We start from the raw sequence: 23,512 nt of genomic DNA, 5'->3' as shown, positions 1-23,512 counted from the left end.
AAAATGCAAAGCTATGTGAATAACAATTAAGAATTATTTACGTTAATAGCTATTTTTAGGTAAATAGACCACGCAGTAAGGGCATAGCAATGCTCATTGGTGTCAACTTAAGCGCAAACCCTTTTAAAACCTCGTTTCCAGCCTCTGGCTGGAAATGCACTTCAATTGCGGCTCTGCCGCAAGTCTTGAGGCGGAGCCTCCCATAGGCATTCCCAGTCGGAGACTCTTGACGAGACAATCTCTAAAAGCTGGTTCTAGGGAGGTTTTTACGTTATGTTGACACTAATGAGCAATGCTGTACCCCTACGACAGATGTGGTTTAAATACTTGAATTCTGCTGTAATAGCTGTATTAAAAGCTTTTGCATAGCATAAATCTTTCTTGAGGTATTTTAAGGGCTGCGCGATCGCTCCTAGCATTTACTGAGAACAACTTACTAATCACCAGTTGTCACCACTTCAGGAGGCGTCACCCTGAATGCAGAAGCTGTCTTAACGAACATCACGACATTTCTAAGAAACATCACGACATTCCTAATGAACATCACGATATTCCTAAGGAACATCACGACATTCCTAATGAACATCACGACATTCCTAATGAACATCACGACATTCTTAATGAACATCACGACATTCTTAATGAACATCACGACATTCTTAATGAACATCACGATATTCTTAAGGAACATCACGATATTTCTAATGAACATCCAGTACCCTGGCTTACCTCACCCTCAATCCCTCTCCTTATAAAGGAGAGGGAAGCTAGAGACAGGATGAAGTTTTGCATTTTATTTACAGCAGTTTTCATGTATTTTAACCACATCTTTCGTAGGGGCACAGCAATGCTGTGCCCTTATTGCGTGGTCTATTTACCTGAAAATAGCTGTAATCCACGTTTCTTAGAGGAAGTCAGGATTAAGAAGTTGTTCTATAGTAAAAGGACATCCAAAGGGAAAAGTTTCTATTGGCATCTCACAGTCATTGCACCCCACCCCCAGCCCCTCCCCGCTCTTCGGGAGGGGAGACAAAGTGTAGCTTTGGCGGGGTGGGGTTCTTGGGGTTTTATAAGTAATCAAGCGGACATGATATTACTCCTCTTATCAATGTCGCGTCAGCAAGGGCAATTGCTGATATCTCCTTCTAAAATAAATTCCTTTTTGAGTTGAGGTTCACCATGTACTTGATTAGGTGTGTACCTTAAACTCTCGATCCAAGTTACAAATTCATCTACGTATGGGTGATTTGCTGTCGATTTGTGTCCTTGGTTTTTATGAACAATTGGAGTGAGCGAAGCAGGTAAATGAACAGCCTTTTCACCGAAGTAGTAAAAGTGCTGTGATATCAAAACATTTACACCACCTAAATCTCCTTTTTTATTACTGATGTCATGAACACCTGGTCGCAATACTGGTGGTTCTCCTTGGCTATAATCGTAGATGCAATCACCAACACGATACTTAAATATTTCGCTATCCCACTTTGGAATTTTGTGAGGACTATGAAATCGGCAAAACTCGTCGTATTTTTGCAATGTCATCTTGTCCGTTACCTTCATTGCATATACAACGCAATCGGCGATATTTCCAATTGGTGACTGTGTAGAACCAAGTCCTATAACCCAATCTCCAATCTTTGCGACTCGTCGGATAACAGGTTTGCAAATTGCGAGAGTGCAAAGTTCCCAGAATGGGTTAGGAGCCGCGCCATCATCATAACGTAGGCAGTAAGAGAAGAGTCTCATCAGTACAAAAATACTCAAGTATCTAACTACTACACTATGGCGCACACTGCGGTATAATACGCTTATTTATGTATTTTTTGTTACTTAAAATTCAAAGATAATGAGAAGTGAAGAATCAAAATTTTAATCCTTCACTCTTCATTTTATATTTCTACGATTCTCTTCCCGACGCCCAGGTATCACGCCATTTGACGGTACCTTCTTTCGCAATCACCCAACGGCGATTTACGAGATTTTCACGCAAAGGCGATCGCCCTTCCCGCCACATGGCATATTTAAAAGTAATCAGCTTACCAGCACTCTCATCAAAAGGAATTTCGGCAGACCAGGTATTTGAGTTGATGTACTCTAAAGGATATGCTTTGCTGATATCCAAGTTACCCAACTCTGGGCAATCTCCTGTCACCACAATGATTTCACCGGGTTGGGTATCCACGCCATTGAGTTGCACGCGCACAATTGTTTGTGCTTTTATCCGTTCGCCAACGTGGCTGAAAACAAGCACTCCCCGTTCTTGTAGTACAAAGTCATAAATTTTGCCGTCTTTCACCTCATACTTATTGCGAGTCACCACGCAAGTATGTTCCCCATCGGGTAATTCTGTTTCCACTTCTGGGAGAGTAACTTCTCCTCCCCGGTTTAAAGCGACAAAACACACGGAATCACGATAGCGGCGCACATAACAGTAAACGTCGGCTGCTAAGTATTTTTGCCAGTGGCTACCCATTGACACGGCTGGATTCAGTCGCCGTAAACCAGACAACAGCCTGATGCAACGATAAATGTCGCTCTCAGTATCCCAACTTTCCATCATTGGGCGGTTATACGGGTCATTACCGCCATCAGTGTCGTTATGCAGATACTGTTCTGTACCGTAGTAAATGCAGGGAATGCCGCGACATGTCATAATTAAGGCGATCGCTACTTTCAACATCGCTGGATCAGGATTCAGTGATTGGAAGCGGGACATATCATGGTTATCGATGAAGGTGACTAACTCAGCTGCCCCGTTGTAGCGATAATCCTGATCAAAAATGTATTGAATTGTTTGGAATCCATTTTCTGAACCTTGCGCTAGTGCGGCTCGAATTGCCACACACAAGCCAAAGTCTAGAAGTGTCATCCCTGAGTGGTTAACAAATTCTACGGAGAGATCGTCACTAGGATTACTGTAAATCCATTCACCAAAAATAAATACATCTGGTTTGTGATTGGTGATCTCGCCATTGAATTCTTGCCAAAACCAGATAGGCATGTGCTTGACAGTATCCACCCGCAGTGCATCTACACCCCGGTCTAGCCATTGTTTGATTGCTGACTTGATATACTGACGATATTCAGTATTGTTTTCATTAAAAGTTGCTAAACCAGATAGTTCACAATTTTGTACTTGCCAATCGTCTTCCCAGTTTTGCACCTCGCCATAGTGGTGATACCAATTATTGACATCATCATTGAAGTCAGCAATTTTCACGCCATCATCAAACAATTCGCCTTTACTACCACTAGTATCAGGGCTGCTATGGTTGCAAACAATATCTAGCACTAGCTTCATATTCCGCTTGTGCAGTTCTGTAATTAACCGATCAAAGGTGGTATTTTTTTCTTCTTGGGTAGCGTTTAAAGAAGGATTCTCTCCCTCAGCAATGTAGCGAGGATTAATTCGCTTAAAGTCTTTTGTCCAATAGCCATGTAGCGCTGCATTGCCAACAAATAATTCTTCAACCTGCTCAAACAGTGGAGTTAGCCAAAGGGCAGTCACTCCCATATTTTTGAGATAATCTAATTTATCAATCACCCCTTGCAAGTCGCCACCCCAGTATTTACCCCACTCTTGTCTAGTTGAATCGTACAATTCTGAGTTTGCACCTTCGCTATTATCTGGATCGCCATCATAAAAGCGATCGACCACAGCAAAGTAAATAGTTTCTTGACGAAATTCAATATCTCTGGTATAAAGAAACTCTAGATCAATCTCAGTTTCTGATGGTGGTGTTTCTATAAGAACTTCTATTTTTTCTTGTGGCGAATCAACTTTGTATTGATCTGGTGAGAACTGAACTTCAGGGGTTTTTACCATAAAAAAACTCAAAATTTCATGTAATTGACACTTGTAGAACCAACAGTACAACCTTTCGAGTATTGTGTGTCACTACAAACTTCGTTATTGTGACATCCGTCTCACGGTGTAGGTATCTATCGCTAGCTAGTTTATAATTCTATCGATAGATATAATTCCTCTGCTAGAGAATAAAAAAAAAGGAATATAGCAGTTATTAACGCTAATATAGGATTACTATTTGATTTTTGAACAAAATTAGCTATTGTAGGATGCGTTAGGATGAAATCCGTAACGCAACATTATCAAGGGTTTTGTGCGTTACGCTGTCGCTAACACACCCTACGTATCTTTTCAAAAATCAAACCGGATTCCTATAGCTTCAGGGAATCCCAAAAAATAAATTCTCCAATAGTTAGTAAGTAAGTAGGCGTAATTAAATATAAGATCAAACCTCACCCTCAATCCCTCTCCGTGAGTTCGGAGAGGGAAGCCGGAGGCAGGGTGAGGTTTTATATTTAATTTCACCCACTTACTTAGCGATCGCTTAGGAATAAGAATTAAATAACATACAATTTATGTCCCTGGCTTACCTCACCCTCAGTCCCTCTCCTTATAAAGGAGAGGGATCGTGAGACAGGATGAAGTTTTGCATTTTATTTAATCCATGTTCCTAAGGAAATAACCCAGTTTTGCAAATATACCAGATGAGAAACAAGATTCTTGCTCCCTCTCCTTACTAAGGAGAGGGTTGGGATGAGGTTTGACAAGGCTTTTTACACTCATTGAGATGCTCCCGCAACAGACCCTACTCAATGGAGATTTTTTTAATTGGAAGTCCCTGATCATAAAAATTTACAATATCTAGTTAAAGTGACTTGCTGTAAATATTGAGCCTAGCTAATGTTTAGGTGTATATTTGACAACAGATTTTCGGACAGTCAACAAGGTTTCGTTACACTTGAGCAATACTGAGTAAACCATGTATTAGCCAACTTTTCTCTAGAAGATTCGCTCCATTGGTAAACTGACCATTGTCACTTTCAATCTGTTATTACTATTAAGCGATTAATTCAGGTAGCAATTATGACCAAATATGACAAGGTTTTTAACTCACCAAAGACATCAGAGGAATCACTAAGTCCAGAGGAAGCAGTGGCGGCGATCGCAACTGTCACTGCGATCGCTGATTCATCAATTGAAGATGTAGATGCAGAAAGTTTAGCGGGTATCCTCTGGGAATTTGAGGTCTTTGACGAATACTCAGAAGATGAAATCACAGAAATAGTTGATAGACTCATAGAGATTGTAGAAGAAGAGGGAATTGGGCCTTTGTTTAATGTCGCTAAAGTATCTCTCTCAGATGAATTAGTGCTGGATGGTTTTGCAGCTGGAGTGATAGTGCTTTTAGACGATGACCTCGCCATCCCGAAATCGAAACAACCCTACCTCAAAAAGCTACAAACAGCTTTGGAACTTGAGGATGAAGAAGCAGAGGAAATTATCAAAGAAGTAATTGCAGCCTTTAAAGAAGCAGAAGAGGAAGAAGAAGAATATGCAGATGATGACGAAGATGAAACAGTAGTCATCGAAGATTTTAATGAAGAGACATATCAATCACTTTTAGGTAATTTTACGGTGCCAATTCCGGTTGATCCGCAGCAGGGCGGTAGAATTCAAAGCCAGGAAGGAGTAGTTGGCTTTTCCGATGACATCGGTACTTTGCTGAGAATCGATTATTATCCTTTTCCCCTAGAACAGTTAGAGGAATTGGAGGCTATTGGACAAGAAGAATATTTACAAGCAATCTTAGTAGATAAGTATGTACCCCAAGCGATTTTTGCCAATGTACCAGATGCTTCTGTGGAATATACTGAATATTTGTCAGACACTTTGCGAGGCGCTTACTACGTCTTAATTGATATGCCTAAAGGTTCGACAATTTCTAAACAAGAAAATAATGGAACTGCGATCAGATTAGATGCTTACCGGGGGCTGCTGACTTTTATCAGGGGTGAGTTTTTGTATATAGTTAGTAATCAGCACAGCTTTATTAACGGTGAAACTCCCGATTCCGTTGAAGAAGAAGCCGAAGACATCAAGGAGAGTATTTTAGAGTTTGTTGAGACTATAGAGTTCGCTTAGTACACGTCACCGTAAACAAGGGTTGAAAATAGAGTTTTTATGGTGAGGTGTATTAAATAAGCTCTCTATCCAAAAAAGCGATCGGGGCTACGGTGTACACACAAGTGTCTCTTGACGCAATTTACAGTTTATCGAATAGCTTAAAGAAACCTCACCCTGGTTATGCTACGCAAAACCTGTCCCTCTCCTTATTAAGGAGAGGGATTAAAGTCAGGACAGGGTGAGGTTTTTGTGTAATTCGATGACTTGTGTGTACACGGTAGCCGCTTACCTAACGGCTGATGCCAACGGGGAGAGGAATGGAAGTGGGGTTTTACAGCAGTCTTCATGTATTTGAACCACATTTGTCGTAGGGGCACAGCAATGCTCATACGTGTCAACTTAACGTAAAAACCAGTCTATAACTAGCTTTTAGATTGTTTCGTTCCCAGTCGGAGACTGGGAATGCCGTTCTAGAGGCTCCGCCTCCCTTGCTGGCGGCAGAGCCGCCAAGAGCAGCATTTCCAGCCAGAGGCTGGAAACGAGGTTTTAAAGGGGTTTGCGCTTAAGTTGACACCAATGAGCAATGCTGTGCCCTTACTGCGTGGTCTATTTACCTGAAAATAGCTGTAAGAATAAGTTGCACATCGCGTACTTTATTAAGCTAAACGCTCAACAAACTTTGTGTGTTCTATTGAATTTAACCCTTGTTGCAGCACTGCTAAAACTTTCGTCATGTCTCCAGTGATTAGTGAGGTGACAGCTAACCACAAACCTGGAAATACCCTACTTTTAATCACCCCATCTGCATCTGCGACGAGTGGCAAATATTCCCCATTTTGCAAACAGAACCAGTCGAGTTTATTCTCTAAAGTCTGCCAAACGATATATTCCTGCACTCCGTTGCGACGATAGGCGCGTTTTTTGTCGTATAAATCAATAGATGCACTACTGGCTGCTACTTCTGCGACTAATTCCGGTGCCCCTTCTATGTAGTCATCTTCACTGATTTGTGCCTGTCCCTTAGCTGGTTTATCTATCAACAGCAAAACATCAGGTTGTGGTTCGTTGTCTAAATCCAAGCGCACAGTAGCATTGTCGCCTAGTGCTACGCCGGGAGTGGAAACTTGATAAACTCCCAACCAGGTAATTAACTGTCCATGAGGTTGGCCATGACTTCTAAAACGCAGGGGTGATGCCACGTAGACGACTCCTTCAATTAATTCTGCTTTTTTATCAAGCATTGCTATATAACGACGCTCGAATTCGTGACGGGTTAAGCGATCGCCACTTTCTAAGGGAGGAATAAAAGCGCTATTATTTAAGCCATGTTCCACAGAAGCCGCCATTACGTGATTCCTCATCCGCAGGAGTTATATTGAATTTAACATAGTGGGATTGCTGGGGAGGCAAAGATTGTAAGGAGCGATCGCATATGAACCATTACAGCTATTTTCAGGTAAATAGACCACGCACTAAGGGCACAGCATTGCTGTGCCCCTACGACAGATGTGGTTCAAATACTTGAATTCTGATGTAAACCAATTCGCAATTCGCAATTACGATTGCTGACGCCACACTCACCCGTTGTTCGGTGTGTATGGAGTATGTCATATCATGTGCGGGCAATTAAGCATAATATTTGGAACCCCACCCCGCCAAAGCTACGCTTTAGCTCCCCTCCCCGCCTGCGGGGAGGGGTTGGGGGTGGGGTTCTTTATTATGGGTAATTTGGCGGACATAATATCATATAACTTGAGTTTATCCACCTTGTGGTTTTGATAATGCTTGTAATTCTTCCCAAGAATAGTGAGGGAGTAATTCAATTGGTTTGTGATTGGCTCCTAATCCCAATCCACTTGTCGGCTGGAGTTCTTCAATGAATTCTCCCGCGTATCCTACCAACTTTTTGGCTGCAACGCTACCAGTAATTGCCCCTGCAACCACGCCAATTGCAGCACCCATTTTCCCACTAATGGAGTGACCCAGTGCGGCTCCGGCAACGCCACCTCCAATGGCACCTAAACTTGTAACCAGGGGATTAGGAGAATCTGTCGCTTCTAAATCGTCCGGTTGAGATTGAATCTGTGATTGCTGTTGTGGTGTAATTTGCCGTTCATCATTTGTCATAACGTTTGCCCTTTTTGATTTTACTAATGACTATTTCCATCTTTTAGCTATGCGTTAGCGTTCGTGGAGCGTCTGCTTTGCACTCAGCGCTGCTGCAAGCAGGTCGCCAACACGTAACGCATTCGCCATAATCGTTAATGTCGGGTTAGCACCGGAATTTGACGGGAAAAAACTACTATCTACCACATAGAGATTATTCACATCATGGGTACGACAATTAGGGTCAAGAACTGAAGTTTTAGGATCTGTGCCAAATCGACAACTACCACATTGATGAGCAACTGCTTGTTCAGGTAGTTGAGTGCGGGGATAAAGGCTAAATGGTAGGACGCTTTTAGCGGAGTTAGACATGGACTTGAGTACAGATGTCCAACGATGGATTAAGCGATCGCTTGCTTCGGTATTATTCAGTGTATAGTCAACGTGAATCTTGTCACCCACCACCCGAACCCGATTATTCGGGTCTGGTAAATCTTCTGTTTGCAACCACCAACCAACCGATCGCTCGGCCAGCAAATTGCGCTCATAATGGGGAATCAGCTTGACAAATGGAGCCATTAGTGGTGGTGCTTCTCCGGGAATCATATCGGCTAGCACATTACCTGTATTCTGCACCATGCCCATGGGATAAGGAAAATCTGGCTCTCCCCAATAAAAATCATTGACAGCGATGGTTTTTTGAAAGTTGGCGTGATTCACCTCTAAGTGTATGGAAACTATGGCTGTTTCCAGTTGCTTCATGAAATTCCGCCCCACCTGATCGGAACTGTTTGCTAATCCGTTGGGATGCTTGTCATTAGCAGAGCGTAACAGCAAAGCAGCTGAGTTGACAGAACCACAGGCAACAACCACAATATCGCCTGTAAACCAATGTTTTTCCCCAGCAATTTCAGTTTCTACTTTTGTAACCTCTCGCCCCGACTCACTGGTATGCAGCCGCAAGACTTTGGCATTAGTTAAAAGGGTGAAATTGGCATACATTTCCCAGCTAGGACGAATGGCGTTAACATCGGCATCGGCTTTTGCATCTACAAGACAGGGGTATCCATCAAAAGTATCGCAGCGAATGCAAGGACTTTTGCTGCGTTGGCTTTCATTCAGCTTTAATCCTAGTGGTAGGTGAAATGGGTAGTAACCCAGTTCACGAATACAATCAGCAAGGGACTGCATATCTGGCTCATGACTGACTGGTGGATAGGGGTATGGTTCGCTGCGAGGTGGTTCTGTGGGGTCTTCCCCTTCCTGACCATGCACGTCATACAGCTTTTCTGCTTGCGTGTAGTATGGCTCAAAGTCTTGATATTTCAAAGGCCATTCTGGAGAAATTCCTCCCTTGTGAATTACCCTTTCAAAATCTCGCTCCCGCAATCGAATTAAGGCTGCACCGTAGAGTTTAGTATTGCCGCCAACCCAGTAACCTGTTTGAGGCTTAAAGGCTTTTCCTTCTTTGTTATACCATTGCTCATCTGTATGGTAGCGATGTTTTTGATAAACTTCCTCTGGATTCCAGTTAGCTTTTTCTCTCGGCAAAAAGTCGCCTCGTTCCAGCACGAGAATTTTTTTACCTGTGGGTGCGAGACGATGAGCCAGTGTACCTCCACCGGCTCCCGTACCGATAATGATGATGTCGTAACGCTCAGTGATGTTCGTCATATATGCAGAGGTGGCAAATTACTCTTGTCTCAAACCTATTGCTTGTTATATTATGTCCGCTTGATTGCTTATTAAACCCGAAGAACCCCAAAGAGCCAAAGCTATGCTTTGTCTCCCCTCCCGAAAAGCCTACGGTGTACACACAAGTGTCTCTTGACGCAATTTACAGTTTATCGAATAGCTTAAAGAAACCTCACCCTGGTTATGCTACGCAAAACCTGTCCCTCTCCTTATTAAGGAGAGGGATTAAAGTCAGGACAGGGTGAGGTTTTTGTGTAATTCGATGACTTGTGTGTACACGGTAGCCCGAAAAGCGGGGAGGGGTTGGGGGTGGGGTTCTTTTATTATGGGTAATCTGGCGGACATGATATTATTACAGCAGAATTCAAGTATTTGAACCACATCTGTCGTAGGGGCACAGCAATGCTGTGCCCCTACTGCGTGGTTTATTTAATGTCTTTGAATCAAATCAACTGTACCACGGCGTAATTCTTCAACAGTTAGCATCTGGTTCAAGCTCATCAATTCTGAGATAGCTGCTGTTTCTGTATCCCGATGGCTGGTTGCAACTGCCAAGACTTGATTATTTTTAGTGTAAAAAGCAATGAATTCCTGTTTTTGCAAATCGCCATCTACAATTATTTCATCCCAACTTTGGGCGTGTCCAAGGTAGCGCAAGGGAAAGTTGAATTGCATTGTCCAGAACAAAGGAAGCCCTCTAAATTTGACTGCTTTCCCTGCCATGTTATTAGCTGCAATTCGCCCCTGCTGTGCTGCGACTCGCCAATGTTCAACGCGAATCGATTCGTTTGTCCGCCAATCGGGATAACGGGCAATATCGCCTGCGGCGTAGATGTCATCACCTGCACACAAGTATTCATCAACAACAACACTGCTATCTTTGGGATGCAAATCGACACCTTTAAGAAAGTCTGTTGCCGGCTGTACGCCAACTCCGATAATTACGATATCTGCTTGCAAGCGATCGCCATTATCTAAAATTACAGCTCCTACCTTGTCACTACCCTCAAACTGTACCGCTTTTCTACCCAACTTAAAGGAAACACCGTTTTCCTCATGGACTTGCTGAAAGATTTTGCCGATTTCCTCGCCGAGAGTTTTCTTAAAAGGTACAGAATCTGGTGAAACAACGGTTACTTGTAAGCCGTGCTGACTCAATCCAGATGCGGTTTCCATACCGATAAAACTGGAGCCAATGACTACCGCTTGTCCTTTTTGCTTGATGGTTGTCAAAATGCGATCGGCATCATCAAAACTGCGTAATGTTAAAATGTTTTGCAAGTCCGCACCTGGAATATCTAGCTGGCGTGGTTTTCCTCCCGTTGCTACCAGCAAGGCATCATAGGTTAAGGAATTACCATCGCTAAAGGTGATCGCTTTTGCCGTTGTTTGCACCTGTTCAACTCGCTTATTCAACAGTACTTCAATGGCGTGTTCTTTGAAGAAATCGGGCGATCGCAAAAGCATTTCCTCTGAGGATGTTTTACCAATGAAGTAGTCTTTACTCAGCTTGGTGCGATCGTAAGGCAGCTTGTTATCCTGAGTAATCATGACGATTCGCCCTTGATATCCAGCTACTCGCAAAGTTTCTGCGGCATGGACACCCGCCGCCCCTGCACCTAAGATCACAAATGTGCGTCCATCAGCGTTGGGGTTAAATTGCGCCATTGCAGGCGATCGTAATCCTGTTGTTTCCTCTGGTACGCTGACAATGACGTTTTCACCTTCAATGCGTACTTTATAGCAAGCTAAAGCATCCAAGCCAGGTGGCTCTACTTGGTCGCCAGTCGTCACGTCAAAATAGGCATTGTGCCAAGGGCAAACAACATGATGTCCACTCAGCACCCCCTCTGCCAGTGGCGCTTTATAATGAGAGCAATGTGCGCCGACGGCATAAAACTTTCCATCTATACGACTCAGTAAAATCTCTGTCTCGCTGACAGACACCTGTCGCATTTCCCCATCATTTAGATCGTTGATATTGGCAACAACTGCTTCTATCTGTTTCATAATCAACTCTTAAATTAAGAATAAGAGTTATACCAATTCTTTAAAATCCGGCAACAGATTCAAACCCGAAAAACCAGATGCAATCTGAGTCCGAGCGCAAGCCCTTACACCCATTGATTACGAATTACGAATTGATATAAAACAAAGAACTTCTATAGTGTGTTTGGGGCTTGTTTCCTCTAGACCCGCTTCGCTCACAAACTTGCAACCGAGCCACCATCTACGCGATAGTTAGAACCAACCACAAAGCTTGATTGCTCAGAGCAAAGGAATGCAATCACAGCCGCTACTTCTTCTGGTTTGCCACGTCGTTTGAGTTCGATGTGAGGGCGCTGTTCATCAAGGAAACTGTCAATTGCCTCATGAAAGCTGACACCCAGCTGTTTTGAGCGCTTTTCCATCATTGCGTCAGTCATTGGGGTGGCGATATAGGCGGGAGAAACTGCATTTACCAGCACGCCATCTTTTGCATAAGCTTTAGATAAATTTTTAGCCAGATTCAATACAGCTGCTTTGCAAGCGCAGTAAGGTATCTCTTCTGGGTAGGGCTGTAGTGCATCTTCCGAACTGACGAGGATGACTCTTCCCCAACCAGTTTCACGCATCGCCCCGATAAAAGCGCGACAGGTGCGTACCGTCGCCATCAAATCAACGTCAATTGTCTTGTACCACTCCTCATCACTGAGTTCGAGGAAATCTCCCGTACCACCTGTGATTCCTGCCGCATGAACAAGGATGTGAACTGTTCCGAAGCGCTCAAGAATTTGCTCTTTGGCAGCTTCAACTTCTTTGGGCTGAGTGAGGTCTGCCTGAACTGTAAATATTTCTCCAGACTTTCTCAACTCCTGGGCTGCTATCTGAAGACTTTCTGAAGTCTTATCGATAATAGTAACCTTTGCCCCCTCCTCAGCGAGTAGTTTCGCTGTCGCTTTACCAATGCCGGAATCACCTCCAGTAATTACAGCGACTTTACCTTTAAGACCAAGATCCATAAGCTATTTCTCTATTTCTTCTTAATTGGAAACAATTTATGCCAAGCTGATTAATTGAGAAATATTCAGATAGATAGTTTTTGCTTGCACGCTTTACTTTATGTCACAAAGTCTGAATTTTTCAACTCATAAATGGTATATATATAAAATCATAAATTCAGCCTTTAGATATATAGTAATTGTATTAGAGTTATGTAAATTATCGAAGAGCGAAAAACGCCAAGAGGAAAAAATTTAAAGCTGCTATGAGTAACCTTTAAAAACACGCGATTTAAAATTTTAGACTCTATCCAATGGTCTAATTTTCATTTATGCCTAAAGGAAGGCTAATATTTAATTTTAATTTCATTTATGTTTATGTATTATGGAAATCAGGCATATTTGATATTTATAAAAACTAAGATTGTATTAACTTGAACCTGCCATTTATCGCCAGTAACCAAGTTAAATAACAGGAGATTCCTATGGCTGAAGCCATTGAGATTTATGACGATCGCTTGCTTGCTATTGTACGCCCCGGTGCTTCACTCCAGGAGCTAGCCAACGGTGTCGTTCATAGTGAGGGGCCTGTTTACTTTCATGAAGACGATTGCCTTGTGTGGAGTGACGCTCACGGCAACCGCCTGTTACGCTGGAGTCCTACCGACAACGTGAGTGTCCTACGAGATCCATCTGATTACCAAAGCGGTAATTACCGGGACTTAGAAGGTCGTCTAGTTGCGTGTTCCTCCGGTCTGCGTGCCATCATCCGACGCGAAGATGATGATGAATGGAAGATTTTAGTCGATCGCTATCAGGGCAAACGCTTGAACAGTCCAAATGATTTGGTAGTCAAAAGTGACAATACAATTTGGTTTACCGATCCGCCCTATGGCATCACCGAGCCGAACCAAGGTTACGGCGGCGAACAGGAACAACCTGGAAGTTATGTATATCGCTTCGATCCGGCTACTGGTGAAATTTATCCTGTAGTAACAGATATGGTGCGCCCGAATGGGCTGGCTTTCAGTCCAGATGAAAGCCTTTTGTATGTCTCAGATACAGCAGGGTTTAATATTCCTGGCGGGCCTCATCATATTCGTGTCTATGAGATTGTAGGCGATCGCCATGTAAAGAATGGCCGTGTGTTCTGTGTCATCGATCCCGGACAACCTGATGGATTTCGGGTTGACGAACATGGCAACATTTTTACTAGTTCTCAAGACAGCGTACAGGTATACGCGCCCGATGGGACTCAGTTAGGAAAAATTCTTATACCGCAGACAAGTACAAACCTAACTTTCGGTGGTAAGGAAGGCGATCGCTTATTTATCACAGCCGGTCATTCCCTATATGCTATTGACCTTAATACTCGTGGTGTACAACTATGATTTATCAATTTGGGCTGGGTGTCGCGATCGCATTTTTCCTAGCTGCATTTAATTATCCACAGCTAAGTCCACACTTGTTAAGTTCACTCTCTCCTGTGTATCCTGACGGACTCCCAGGATTAGCACTTTTACTACTAAGATTTAGCCTTGGCGGGTTGTTTCTACTACACGGCTATCCAAAGTTAACGCATCTTCGACAGTGGGCTGAGTCTCTAAAAATGCCTGTCTCTCTTTGCTTTTTATCAGCAGCGTCTATGTTAGGTGGTGGAATTTTTCTAATTATTGGATTTCTAACACTCTTAGCAACCTTGCCCATTCTCGGCTCAATGATTTATGCGATATATTTAGAGATTTCGGGAAGTAAACCTTTTGTAGCCCAAGATCCATATTTAATTCCAGAAGACCAGTATAAAGGCCCTTTAGGAAAAGGTGAACCACCAAGTTGGGAAAAAGCGTTTATGTATTGCGTTATGCTGATTGCGATCGCAGTTTTAGGACCTGGTGCTTATTCGCTGGATGCTTTAATTTTTGGACGTTGAATCATCGTTAACACTGGCAAGAATGGGATAATTGGCAAATCAGCAATCTTTATTCCATGTGCCAACGTAATCGCTAAAACCTCTAACCGACTAAAGCGCAAAGCGTCCTCCAAATTAGTAGGAACTATTCACTTTCCTAAAGACTGTTTAATTGAAATTTACCAAGCACTAATAGCACTGACAAAAATTAAATTTTCCACGAGAGATTAATAGTTTCAGCCCCCAATTTCACTTTTAGGGGTATTATGTTCAAATGAACTATAATTTTGACAAAATCATTTTACGTTCCAACACTCGTTCTCTCAAATATGATACCCGGGAACGATACGTTAAGGCTAAGGATACTATACCCATGTGGGTTGCGGACATGGATTTTCAGGCTCCCCCTGAGGTTCGGGAAGCCATCCGACAACGCGCAGAACATGGAATTTTTGGCTACAGCGTCAGAACTGACGATTACTACGATGCTGTGATCAACTGGATGCGGCGGCGGTTTGCTTGGGAGGTTAAACAGAGTTGGATTACCTTCATTCCTGGGGTTGTTCCGGCATTAAACTTCGCGGTCAAGGCTTTCACAAATCCTGGGGATAAGGTGATTATTCAACCCCCAGTGTATTACCCCTTTATGAATGCGGTGATCAACAACGGTCGGCAACTAGTAACCAACCAATTGATTCAACACGAAAACGGCACATATGCCATCGATTTCGATAATTTGGAACGTTCTATTGACGACCAGACGCGATTGATCATCTTTTGCAGTCCTCACAATCCAGTGGGGAGAGTCTGGCGTCTCGAAGAACTAAATCGTTTTGCAAAAATTTGTCTGAAACATGACCTTGTGGTTGTTTCTGATGAGATACACGCAGACCTGATCATGCCGGGGTATAAACACACCGTGCTTGAGACGCTTTCCGATGAAATTGCCAGCCGCGTTGTGACCTGCACAGGCCCAAGTAAAACATTTAATCTCGCTGGACTGGGACTTGCCAACATAATCATCTCTAACGCATCGCTGCGTAACAGGTTTAATACTGAGCTGTCCAAAGCAGGATTAATGATGACAAATACCTTTGGCATTGAAGCTACCATTGCGGCTTATCGGTATGGTGAACCCTGGCTCGAAGCGTTGAACTCCTACCTTCATCAAAATTTTAAATTTTTAGCGTCCTTTGTTCGTGACCATCTCCCCCAGGTAAAAGCTATCCCTTTAGAGGGAACTTATCTGGTCTGGTTGGATTTCAGGGGTATGGGACGCAGCGACGATGAGATCAAGGAGACCTTACTTAATCAAGCAAAAGTATGGTTAAGCGATGGTTCAACCTTTGGTAAAGGCGGCGAAGGATTTCAGCGGATCAATATTGCAACTCCACGGGATGTCTTAGAAAGTGGGTTAAAACAAATCGCAAAAGCCTTTGCCGATAACTGATCAAAATAAAGTTTAAAATTCAATGTATACAAAGGCTTCTGATACAGTCAAGTCACTTCACGATTCCGCTATTAGCAATATTGCGTGTCCATCAGGGTCTTTAACTAAATACCCCTGGCGATCAGGACTTGCACTATCCGTAAACTGTATAACCCCCGATGACACAAACTGAACCCCATTCTGGCGCAATATCTCTACCGCCTGCTCAATATCATTGACAACAAGTTCAATTTGCATCTTCGCAATATCACAACTTTTCCAGTCACTCGGTATAGGACGGCCTTTTCCAGGCAAAATGTAATCTAACAGTTCAATTCCGACACTATCTTGATCTGGTCGCAGTCCTGTAATTTGGACTTTGGCTCCTGGTAAATTATCCAAGCTAGTTTGGGTTGACTCCCAGTTAAGACTACGGCTATCAATTTGCATTCCCAGGAGGTCGCAATAAAAGTGTAGACTTTGCTCGGTGTTAGAAACTGCGATCGCACTATGATCAATTCCCAGAAATAACCGATTGCTGTTTTGATGCCATTTATTTTTTCCTTTATCAGGCGGAAACGAAATTAACTCTAAATCATGACCATCAAGGTCTTTAAACTTGAAGGCACGGACACCAGCAGATGCTTCATTACTAGGTGGCATTGTCTGGGGAGAAACTGAAATTGGTTCAATGGGAAATGAACGCAAGTGAGCATAGGCGCGATCCATATCACTCACCACAATTGCCAGATGTTGAAACCACAGGTCATTACTTTGTGAATCGCTGGGAATCGGTTTACCCTGAATGTTGAGATACTCCATCAACTCGATAAGTTCATCACCTAGTCGTAAGATAACAATGCGAATTTTTGCCTCAGTCACATCTTCTAGGTCGCTGTGATTCTGTCCTTCAACAGTGATGTCGGAAACTAGTTCAAAACCAAGCGCTTCCTTATAGAAATTTAAAGAGCGATCGCAGTTTGTCACCGTTAATCCAATAGCTCGAATTCTTTGTCCTTGTACATAGGTTTGACTAGGCATATTCGACGGCCTCTGTACTTACAATTAATCTTCTGTTAAAAGGGATTGGGCGTATTCTTCCAGGCGGGCGCAATGCTTGATTATTTGAGTAGAAAATTTGGGTTTTTACCTTCTTGGAGCAACTTCGCAGCAGTAACGTGAATTCCAAAGTCCTCTCCCAATTGCGCTCCCAAAGTTCCGTGAATGTAGAATATTGCCATTATCGCTATACCTGCTAACAAGTAACTCCACTGCACCTGCACCGAAGCATCTTTGCGCCAGCGATAGCGTTGCAAACCTCTCCATACAGTCATGGCTGCGATCGCCCCTAACAGCAAAACCCCACCCAAACCATGCAAAAGCATCGTCCAACCAGTAGTTAACCCCCAAACGCTCTTTTGATCAACTGGTGGATTTGCTAGCAGTAGCTCGAAAAAACCAGCTGCAACGGTGAAAAAGGTGATAAAAGCTGCTCCGATGAGGTTATACCAGCCGACATCAAAGAAACCAGAACGCAGGGCAGGCAGACCTAAAAATTTGAATATTGGTTTTTCTAAAGCAAAAAGCGTTCCTGCTATATCAAAAACGATCGCAATAATGAACAAACCCAATGTTAGATGCACCAGTTGCGGATGTATTGGAATCTCATAAGGCAATCCGTTAGCATTCAGCCTCAATCTCAACTGTTCAATCAGTTGCAAGTTCATGGCGAAACTCCCTGCTTCATCGCTTGCACAACTGGCTCGATGTGTAAGCCGTACACCCAAACTAGCTTACTGCCTAGATAGACTTGCAAGCACACCAAGCAGACTAAAAACGTTGCAGCACCCAAATAAGCAGGCGGTACTTTCCGGGGAGTGCGATTGCGAATCACGAAACGCCAAGCTGTAATGGCGACGACAATAGCCGCCAGCGACCAACCCATCACCGTATGAAAATTCAGTGTTGGTTGGACTGCTGGGTAGATGTTCGCCAGACCCGCTTCAAACTGACCAAAAATTACCGCTAAAAAGATGGTTACTGAGGCAACAAACATATTCCAGAAACTCACCTCAAACAAACGCACGTTGCGGGTAAAATAGCCCAGCACATCGCATACGAAAGAAAAAAGCACCATCGCAATTACGAAGTGGACGATGATGGGGTGTAGAGGGTCAGGGTATGGTAAATTTTGCTTATTCAAAGACAGAGCATAAAAAAATTTTTCCATATTTACTGTTTTTTAGTACTTATTTTTTTAAATGTCAAAACTAATTAAATTAACCACAATTTTAGTTTAAATTATATCCCATATGGTATTTATCAAAACTAGAAAATGATTATTTTTGATTAGTTTAGATTGGTTCTTTGACAATATAGGACTCCTATTTGATTGTTGAACAAAATTAGGTATGTAGGGTGTGTTAGAACGAAGTTCGTAACGCACCATTATCAAGGGTTTGGTACGTTACGCTGTCGCTAACACACCCTACGTATCTTTTCAGAAATCAAACCGGATTCCTATAGCTAATCTAATCAGACACTCAGGAGTGATAAAAACAATAGCCTAAACCATGATTCTTAAGGTAGGGGCAATTCATGAATTGCCCTACCTGAATATCTTACATTCTTCTCTCATTTGGATTGACTAACTAAAGATTTTACCTAAATTCATCACCGACATTGCTCTGAATATATCATAAATCTTTCTTGAGATTGATATGATCTTTAAAATTACAATCCTCCAAATAAAGTAAATAAAGACATCCTGTTGTCACAGGAATGACAAATAATTGAAATATTGCTCAGTAAAACAATATACTGTTTATCTTTCTCTGGATAGATTAGAAAAATACTAGGGATTTCTTAAAATAATAAAAAGTTTTGCTTCTTTAAGTAAGTGGGTCAAATTAAATATCAAACCTCACCCTGCCTCCGGCTTCCCTCTGCTTACTAAGGAGAGGGATTGAGGATGAGGTTTGATCTTATATTTAATTACGCCTACCTACTAAATCTATAATTAACCGATTTTACGAGCTAAATCGCCAAGGGAATACTACGCCCAGCAAAAATATCATGCAAGTCTTCAGCTACTTACAACGAACACAAGTTTTAAAAGTATCGAAAGCATTATGAGTTATTCTCCTTACCTGCTTAAAGGTCAAAAAGCACTTGTGACGGGTGCTAGTTCTGGCATTGGTGAAGCGATCGCTCGCTATTTAGCTTTATCAGGTGCAGCAGTAGCTGTCAACTATCATTCTGAAGCCGAAGAAGCTCAAAAACTTGTGGATGATATCAAGGCGGCTAATGGTGAAGCATTTGCTATTCAAGCTGATGTCAGCAAAGAAGACCAAATAAAGGCGATGTTTAGCCAGACGCTCCAGCAATTCGGCACTATTGACATTTTGATCAACAACGCGGGTCTTCAAAAAGATTCACCGTTTGTAGATATGACCCTTGACCAATGGAATACAGTCATCGGGGTAAACCTAACAGGACAATTCTTGTGTGCTAGAGAGGCAGCAAAGGAATTCTTGCGCCGGGGTGTACAGCCCGATATTTCATCTGCCGCAGGTAAGATTATTTGTATTAGTTCAGTGCATCAGGTGATACCTTGGGCAGGTCATGTTAATTATGCTACTAGTAAGGGTGGTATTAATATGATGATGCAAAGTATTGCTCAAGAACTTGCTCCCCACAAAATTCGTGTGAATAGTATTGCCCCTGGTGCGATCAAAACCCCAATTAATAAATCAGCTTGGGATACTCCAGAAGCAGAAGCGAAGTTACTAAAACTGATTCCAGCCAAACGTGTGGGAGATGTAGAAGATATCGCCAAAGCAGCAGTTTGGTTGGCTTCTGATGACTCTGATTATGTCAACGGTACAACACTGTTTGTAGACGGTGGTATGACCTTATATCCAGGTTTTACAGAGAATGGTTAATTGACAATGCCGACAAAAGTTACTGTCAATCCTGGTTTGATAACCATCAACGATGGTTCCTCTTTTCTAGTAACAGCTAGTGATGGTTCCATCGACGAAAATTTACCTCAAGGTTTTTTTGTTTGGGACACACGCCTAATTTCTTACTACGAAATTTCTCTCAATCGCTACCGACTTTCGCTGCTAGCATCTAGCAATATCACCCATCATAATGCGCTTTACCAATTCACCAACCCGCAACTTCCTACTATCAACAGCTCTTTACCTCCGGGTAGTTTGCTTGTAACTGTTGGGCGCGACATTGTGGAAGGGATGCATGAAGATATTGATATAACTAACTATCACAATGAAGTTGTTAAGTTTCAATTAATGCTAGCTGTGCGCTCGGATTTTGCGGACATTTTTGATGTCAAATCACAGCAAATCTTGACGCGAGGTGAAACAGAAACCAGATGGGAAAATGGTGTACTCACGACTGAATATCGGAATGGCTCTTTTTTCCGAGGTATTGTGATTGAACCAGTTTGTGCTAGTTCTCAGCCACGCTATGCCAATGGTCGTTTAATGTTTGATGTGGCGATCGCTCCTGGCAAGACATGGCACACTTGTATCAATTTTACAGCCTTAGCTGATGGAAATGTCTTCAAACCTCAAGACAGCTGCGCTGTGCCTCACAATACAAAAGCCGGAAAGGTCAGGGATGAGTTTCTGACTAATGCGACAAAGTTGCGATCGTCTAATGCTGAAATTGCGGAATACTATCAGCAAGCGATCGTGGATATGGGAGCGCTGCGGATTGAGGTATATGACAATGGGCATCATTTTTGGATGCCTGCTGCTGGTATTCCCTGGTTTGTCGCCGTTTTTGGGCGCGACTCAATAATTGCTAGCTTGCAAGCGATCGCAGTCTATCATGAATTTGCCCGTGGCACGTTACTGAAACTGGCTCAACTCCAGGCAACTGAGTTGGATGATTGGCACGATGCCCAACCGGGCAAAATACTACATGAACTACGGCGCGATGAGTTAACTACACTAAACCTACTTCCATACAAACCCTACTACGGAACAGTAGATACTACCATCCTTTGGATTGTGACTCTAGCTGAAGCCTATAACTGGAACGCCGATCTCAGTATGCTTGATGAGTGTCGAGCGCCACTGGAAAAGGCGCTAAGTTGGATTGACAAATACGGCGACTTTGACGGAGATGGCTTTGTTGAGTATTTAACTCGTTCGTCAAAAGGATTACGGAATCAAGCTTGGAAAGATTCGGGTGATTCAATAGTTTACCCAAATGGTCAGTTAGTTGAGCCGCCAATCGCTTTGTGTGAAGTGCAAGGCTACGTTTATGATGCTTGGCTAAGGGCAGCTTTAATTTATGAAGTCTGGGGGGAAAAAGAACAAGCGAAAAAGCTGCGTCAAAAAGCAGAATCACTTTATCAACGATTTAACGATCGCTTTTGGATGGAATCAGAAGGCTTTTACTGTTTAGGATTAGACGATAAAAAGCAGCAAATTCAATCAATTACCTCAAATCCTGGGCATCTACTCTGGTCTGGTATCGTCCCACAGGAACGAGCAAAAAAGGTTGTTAAGCGACTTTTTCAACCAGATATGTGGTGTGGTTGGGGTGTGCGGACTCTTTCAGCCCAAAATCCAGCTTATAACCCGATTAGTTATCAACGGGGTAGTGTTTGGCCTCATGATAACTCGATCATTGCGGCTGGATTAAAAAAGTATGGCTATCACGAAGAAGCAAACCGCATCGCTGAGGGTATTTTTGCTGCTGCTAGTTATTTTCAATCTGGGCGGATGCCAGAATTATTTGCTGGAATTCAACGCCAAGAGAATAACTTTCCTGTACCTTATCCAGATGCCAATATTCCCCAAGCTTGGGCTGCCGGCTCGATTCTTTTACTCATTCGCACCATTTTAGGACTTGAAGCTGATGCACCACAGCGAAAGTTAAAGGTACAACCTTCACTACCAAAGTGGTTGTCAGATTTGGAACTGACAAATCTAAGTGTAGGAGACGCTACGGTTGGATTGCGCTTTTGGCGCGAGCGCGAACAAACCCAATGGGAAGTTACCAATAATACAGGCGAATTACAAGTAGAACTTACGCATCAGTAACGAAAAATCAAGGGTTTGGGCTGGGTATTGGTCATCGGGTTGAAAAGGCTTCAAGAGCAAAGGGGTACTTCGAGGTTCTGGAGAGGGATAAGTTCGTTTCGGAGACTACAAAAGCTATTTCGGAAACTACAAAAGTTATTTCAAAGACTACAAAAGCTATTTCAAAGACTACAAAAGCTATAGCTTCTCAATTGAGTCGAATACAGACCTAACCCCCAGCCCCTTCCCTACAAGGGAAGGGGAGTAAATTCAAAGCCTCTCTGCTTTTAGGAGAGAGGTCAAAGTGTATTGCATACAAACGAAAAGCGCTATATTTCGGAACTCTCCTCTGCGCTTAGAGCCTCTTCAACCCTATGATTCTGCCCGATCTCAACGAATAAATCTGCTGCGTAAGTCCTGACAAGTTTTTGGAGAACTACTTCTTTACGATCATGGCAACTGATTCATCTAATAAAACTATATTTGCGGCCATGGGTGCTAATTTAGCGATCGCTATTACTAAATTTATCGCCGCCTCCATTACTGGCAGTTCCGCCATGATATCTGAAGGTATTCATTCAGTTGTAGATACTGGCGATCAACTGGTACTTTTGCTGGGAATTCGCCGGAGCCAAAAGCCAGCAGATGATAGCCATCCCTTTGGTTATGGTCAAGAACTTTATTTCTGGACTTTCATCGTTGCTATCCTCATCTTTGCCATTGGCGGTGGTATGTCAATTTATGAAGGAATCACTCATTTAATTAATCCCAGCCCTTTAGAAGATCCAAAATGGAATTATATTGTGTTAGGTATGGCAATATTATTGGAGGGTTTTTCTTGGACTGTAGCTTTAAGAGAGTTTTTGCCGACCAAGGGTAAACAAAATTTCTGGCAAGCAATTAAAAACAGTAAAGACCCCACAGTATTTACAATACTATGTGAGGATTCTGCGGCAATTTTAGGTTTACTTGTTGCCTTAATCGGAATATTTTTAGGGCATTTATTTAATAATGTTTATTTTGATGGCATCGCCTCAATTATTATTGGCATTATCTTGGCTATAGTAGCAGTGATATTAGCGAGAGAAAGTAAAGGATTATTACTTGGTGAAAGTGCTAATCCTCAAACTATAGCTAATATCCGTTACTTGTCAAAAACCGAACCAGGAGTGAAAGAAGTTATCCGGGTGCTAACAATGCAGCTTGCTCCACAGGAAGTATTACTCAACTTAGAAATTCAATTTTCTCAAAATCTTACAGGTGAGGAAATAGCTTTAACTGTAGAAAGTTTAGAAGTAAAAATTAGCCAAAAACATCCGGAAATAAAACAAATTTTTATTGAAGCGAAATCCTTAACTGCCGCTCGCAAATCTTCTCAACCTTCTAAATAAATTTTTAATC

The 23,512-nt window shown here is 42.6% G+C and carries 17 protein-coding genes; 7 read left to right on the top strand and 10 right to left on the bottom strand.

What is annotated here, in order from left to right:
• Positions 1-1,116: 1,116 nt before the first annotated feature.
• Positions 1,117-1,746, bottom strand: a complete 630-nt coding sequence (locus tag V7K36_RS23915) for a hypothetical protein (protein ID WP_335119947.1) — start codon at positions 1,744-1,746, stop codon at positions 1,117-1,119.
• 151 nt (positions 1,747-1,897) lie between these two features.
• On the bottom strand, positions 1,898-3,826 hold the full coding sequence (locus tag V7K36_RS23910) for an alpha-amylase family glycosyl hydrolase (protein WP_335119945.1): 1,929 nt from the start codon (positions 3,824-3,826) through the stop codon (positions 1,898-1,900).
• Between the two features lie 1,065 nt (positions 3,827-4,891).
• Between V7K36_RS23910 and V7K36_RS23905 the strand changes: the two genes are divergently transcribed.
• Positions 4,892-5,950: a hypothetical protein gene (locus V7K36_RS23905; RefSeq protein WP_335119943.1), complete on the top strand. Its 1,059-nt coding sequence runs from the start codon at positions 4,892-4,894 to the stop codon at positions 5,948-5,950.
• A 638-nt stretch (positions 5,951-6,588) separates the two neighbouring features.
• On the opposite strand, the gene V7K36_RS23900 is transcribed toward V7K36_RS23905, so the two are convergent.
• The 5 genes from V7K36_RS23900 to V7K36_RS23880 all read right to left on the bottom strand — a co-directional run bounded on the left by V7K36_RS23900 (position 6,589) and on the right by V7K36_RS23880 (position 12,735).
• The gene (locus V7K36_RS23900) at positions 6,589-7,278 is read right to left on the bottom strand and encodes a Uma2 family endonuclease (RefSeq protein ID WP_335119941.1); all 690 of its coding nucleotides are present in this window, start codon (positions 7,276-7,278) and stop codon (positions 6,589-6,591) included.
• Positions 7,279-7,690: 412 nt separating this feature from the next.
• Positions 7,691-8,059, bottom strand: a complete 369-nt coding sequence (locus V7K36_RS23895; protein WP_335119939.1) for a hypothetical protein — start codon at positions 8,057-8,059, stop codon at positions 7,691-7,693.
• Positions 8,060-8,113: 54 nt separating this feature from the next.
• Positions 8,114-9,712, bottom strand: coding sequence for a GMC family oxidoreductase (locus V7K36_RS23890; protein ID WP_335119937.1), 1,599 nt, complete (start codon positions 9,710-9,712; stop codon positions 8,114-8,116).
• Positions 9,713-10,162: 450 nt separating this feature from the next.
• Positions 10,163-11,743 (bottom strand): FAD-dependent oxidoreductase, encoded by a 1,581-nt coding sequence (locus V7K36_RS23885; RefSeq protein WP_335119935.1) that lies wholly within the window; start codon positions 11,741-11,743, stop codon positions 10,163-10,165.
• A gap of 194 nt (positions 11,744-11,937) precedes the next feature.
• Complete coding sequence (locus V7K36_RS23880; protein ID WP_335119933.1) at positions 11,938-12,735, bottom strand: SDR family NAD(P)-dependent oxidoreductase; 798 nt, start codon at positions 12,733-12,735, stop codon at positions 11,938-11,940.
• A 464-nt stretch (positions 12,736-13,199) separates the two neighbouring features.
• Between V7K36_RS23880 and V7K36_RS23875 the strand changes: the two genes are divergently transcribed.
• From V7K36_RS23875 to V7K36_RS23865, 3 genes are all read left to right on the top strand, one after another.
• Positions 13,200-14,105 carry an SMP-30/gluconolactonase/LRE family protein gene (locus V7K36_RS23875; RefSeq protein ID WP_335119931.1) on the top strand — a complete coding sequence of 302 codons (906 nt, stop codon included), beginning with the start codon at positions 13,200-13,202 and terminating at the stop codon, positions 14,103-14,105.
• The gene (locus V7K36_RS23870; protein WP_334829702.1) at positions 14,102-14,644 is read left to right on the top strand and encodes a DoxX family protein; all 543 of its coding nucleotides are present in this window, start codon (positions 14,102-14,104) and stop codon (positions 14,642-14,644) included. Before V7K36_RS23875 ends, V7K36_RS23870 begins: the two co-directional genes overlap by 4 nt.
• A 253-nt stretch (positions 14,645-14,897) precedes the next feature.
• Positions 14,898-16,073 (top strand): MalY/PatB family protein, encoded by a 1,176-nt coding sequence (locus tag V7K36_RS23865; RefSeq protein WP_335119929.1) that lies wholly within the window; start codon positions 14,898-14,900, stop codon positions 16,071-16,073.
• Between the two features lie 57 nt (positions 16,074-16,130).
• On the opposite strand, the gene V7K36_RS23860 is transcribed toward V7K36_RS23865, so the two are convergent.
• From V7K36_RS23860 to V7K36_RS23850, 3 genes are all read right to left on the bottom strand, one after another.
• Positions 16,131-17,093: a VOC family protein gene (locus tag V7K36_RS23860; RefSeq protein WP_335119926.1), complete on the bottom strand. Its 963-nt coding sequence runs from the start codon at positions 17,091-17,093 to the stop codon at positions 16,131-16,133.
• Between the two features lie 80 nt (positions 17,094-17,173).
• Positions 17,174-17,779, bottom strand: coding sequence for a DUF2231 domain-containing protein (locus V7K36_RS23855; protein WP_335119924.1), 606 nt, complete (start codon positions 17,777-17,779; stop codon positions 17,174-17,176).
• On the bottom strand, positions 17,776-18,282 hold the full coding sequence (locus tag V7K36_RS23850) for a DUF2231 domain-containing protein (RefSeq protein WP_335119922.1): 507 nt from the start codon (positions 18,280-18,282) through the stop codon (positions 17,776-17,778). The genes V7K36_RS23855 and V7K36_RS23850 overlap by 4 nt, the downstream gene beginning before the upstream one ends.
• 901 nt (positions 18,283-19,183) lie before the next feature.
• Here V7K36_RS23850 and V7K36_RS23845 point away from each other — a divergent pair.
• The 3 genes from V7K36_RS23845 to V7K36_RS23835 all read left to right on the top strand — a co-directional run bounded on the left by V7K36_RS23845 (position 19,184) and on the right by V7K36_RS23835 (position 23,502).
• Positions 19,184-19,996: an SDR family oxidoreductase gene (locus tag V7K36_RS23845; protein WP_335119920.1), complete on the top strand. Its 813-nt coding sequence runs from the start codon at positions 19,184-19,186 to the stop codon at positions 19,994-19,996.
• A 6-nt stretch (positions 19,997-20,002) separates the two neighbouring features.
• On the top strand, positions 20,003-22,132 hold the full coding sequence (locus V7K36_RS23840; RefSeq protein ID WP_335119918.1) for an amylo-alpha-1,6-glucosidase: 2,130 nt from the start codon (positions 20,003-20,005) through the stop codon (positions 22,130-22,132).
• A 431-nt stretch (positions 22,133-22,563) separates the two neighbouring features.
• A complete protein-coding gene (locus tag V7K36_RS23835; protein WP_335119916.1) occupies positions 22,564-23,502 on the top strand; it encodes a cation diffusion facilitator family transporter in 939 nt (312 codons plus the stop codon).
• Positions 23,503-23,512: the final 10 nt, after the last annotated feature.

The sequence above is a fragment of the Nostoc sp. genome, assembly GCF_036919555.1.
Classification (GTDB): Bacteria; Cyanobacteriota; Cyanobacteriia; order Cyanobacteriales; family Nostocaceae; genus Nostoc.
This window is presented reverse-complemented; position numbering and strand designations above follow the sequence as displayed.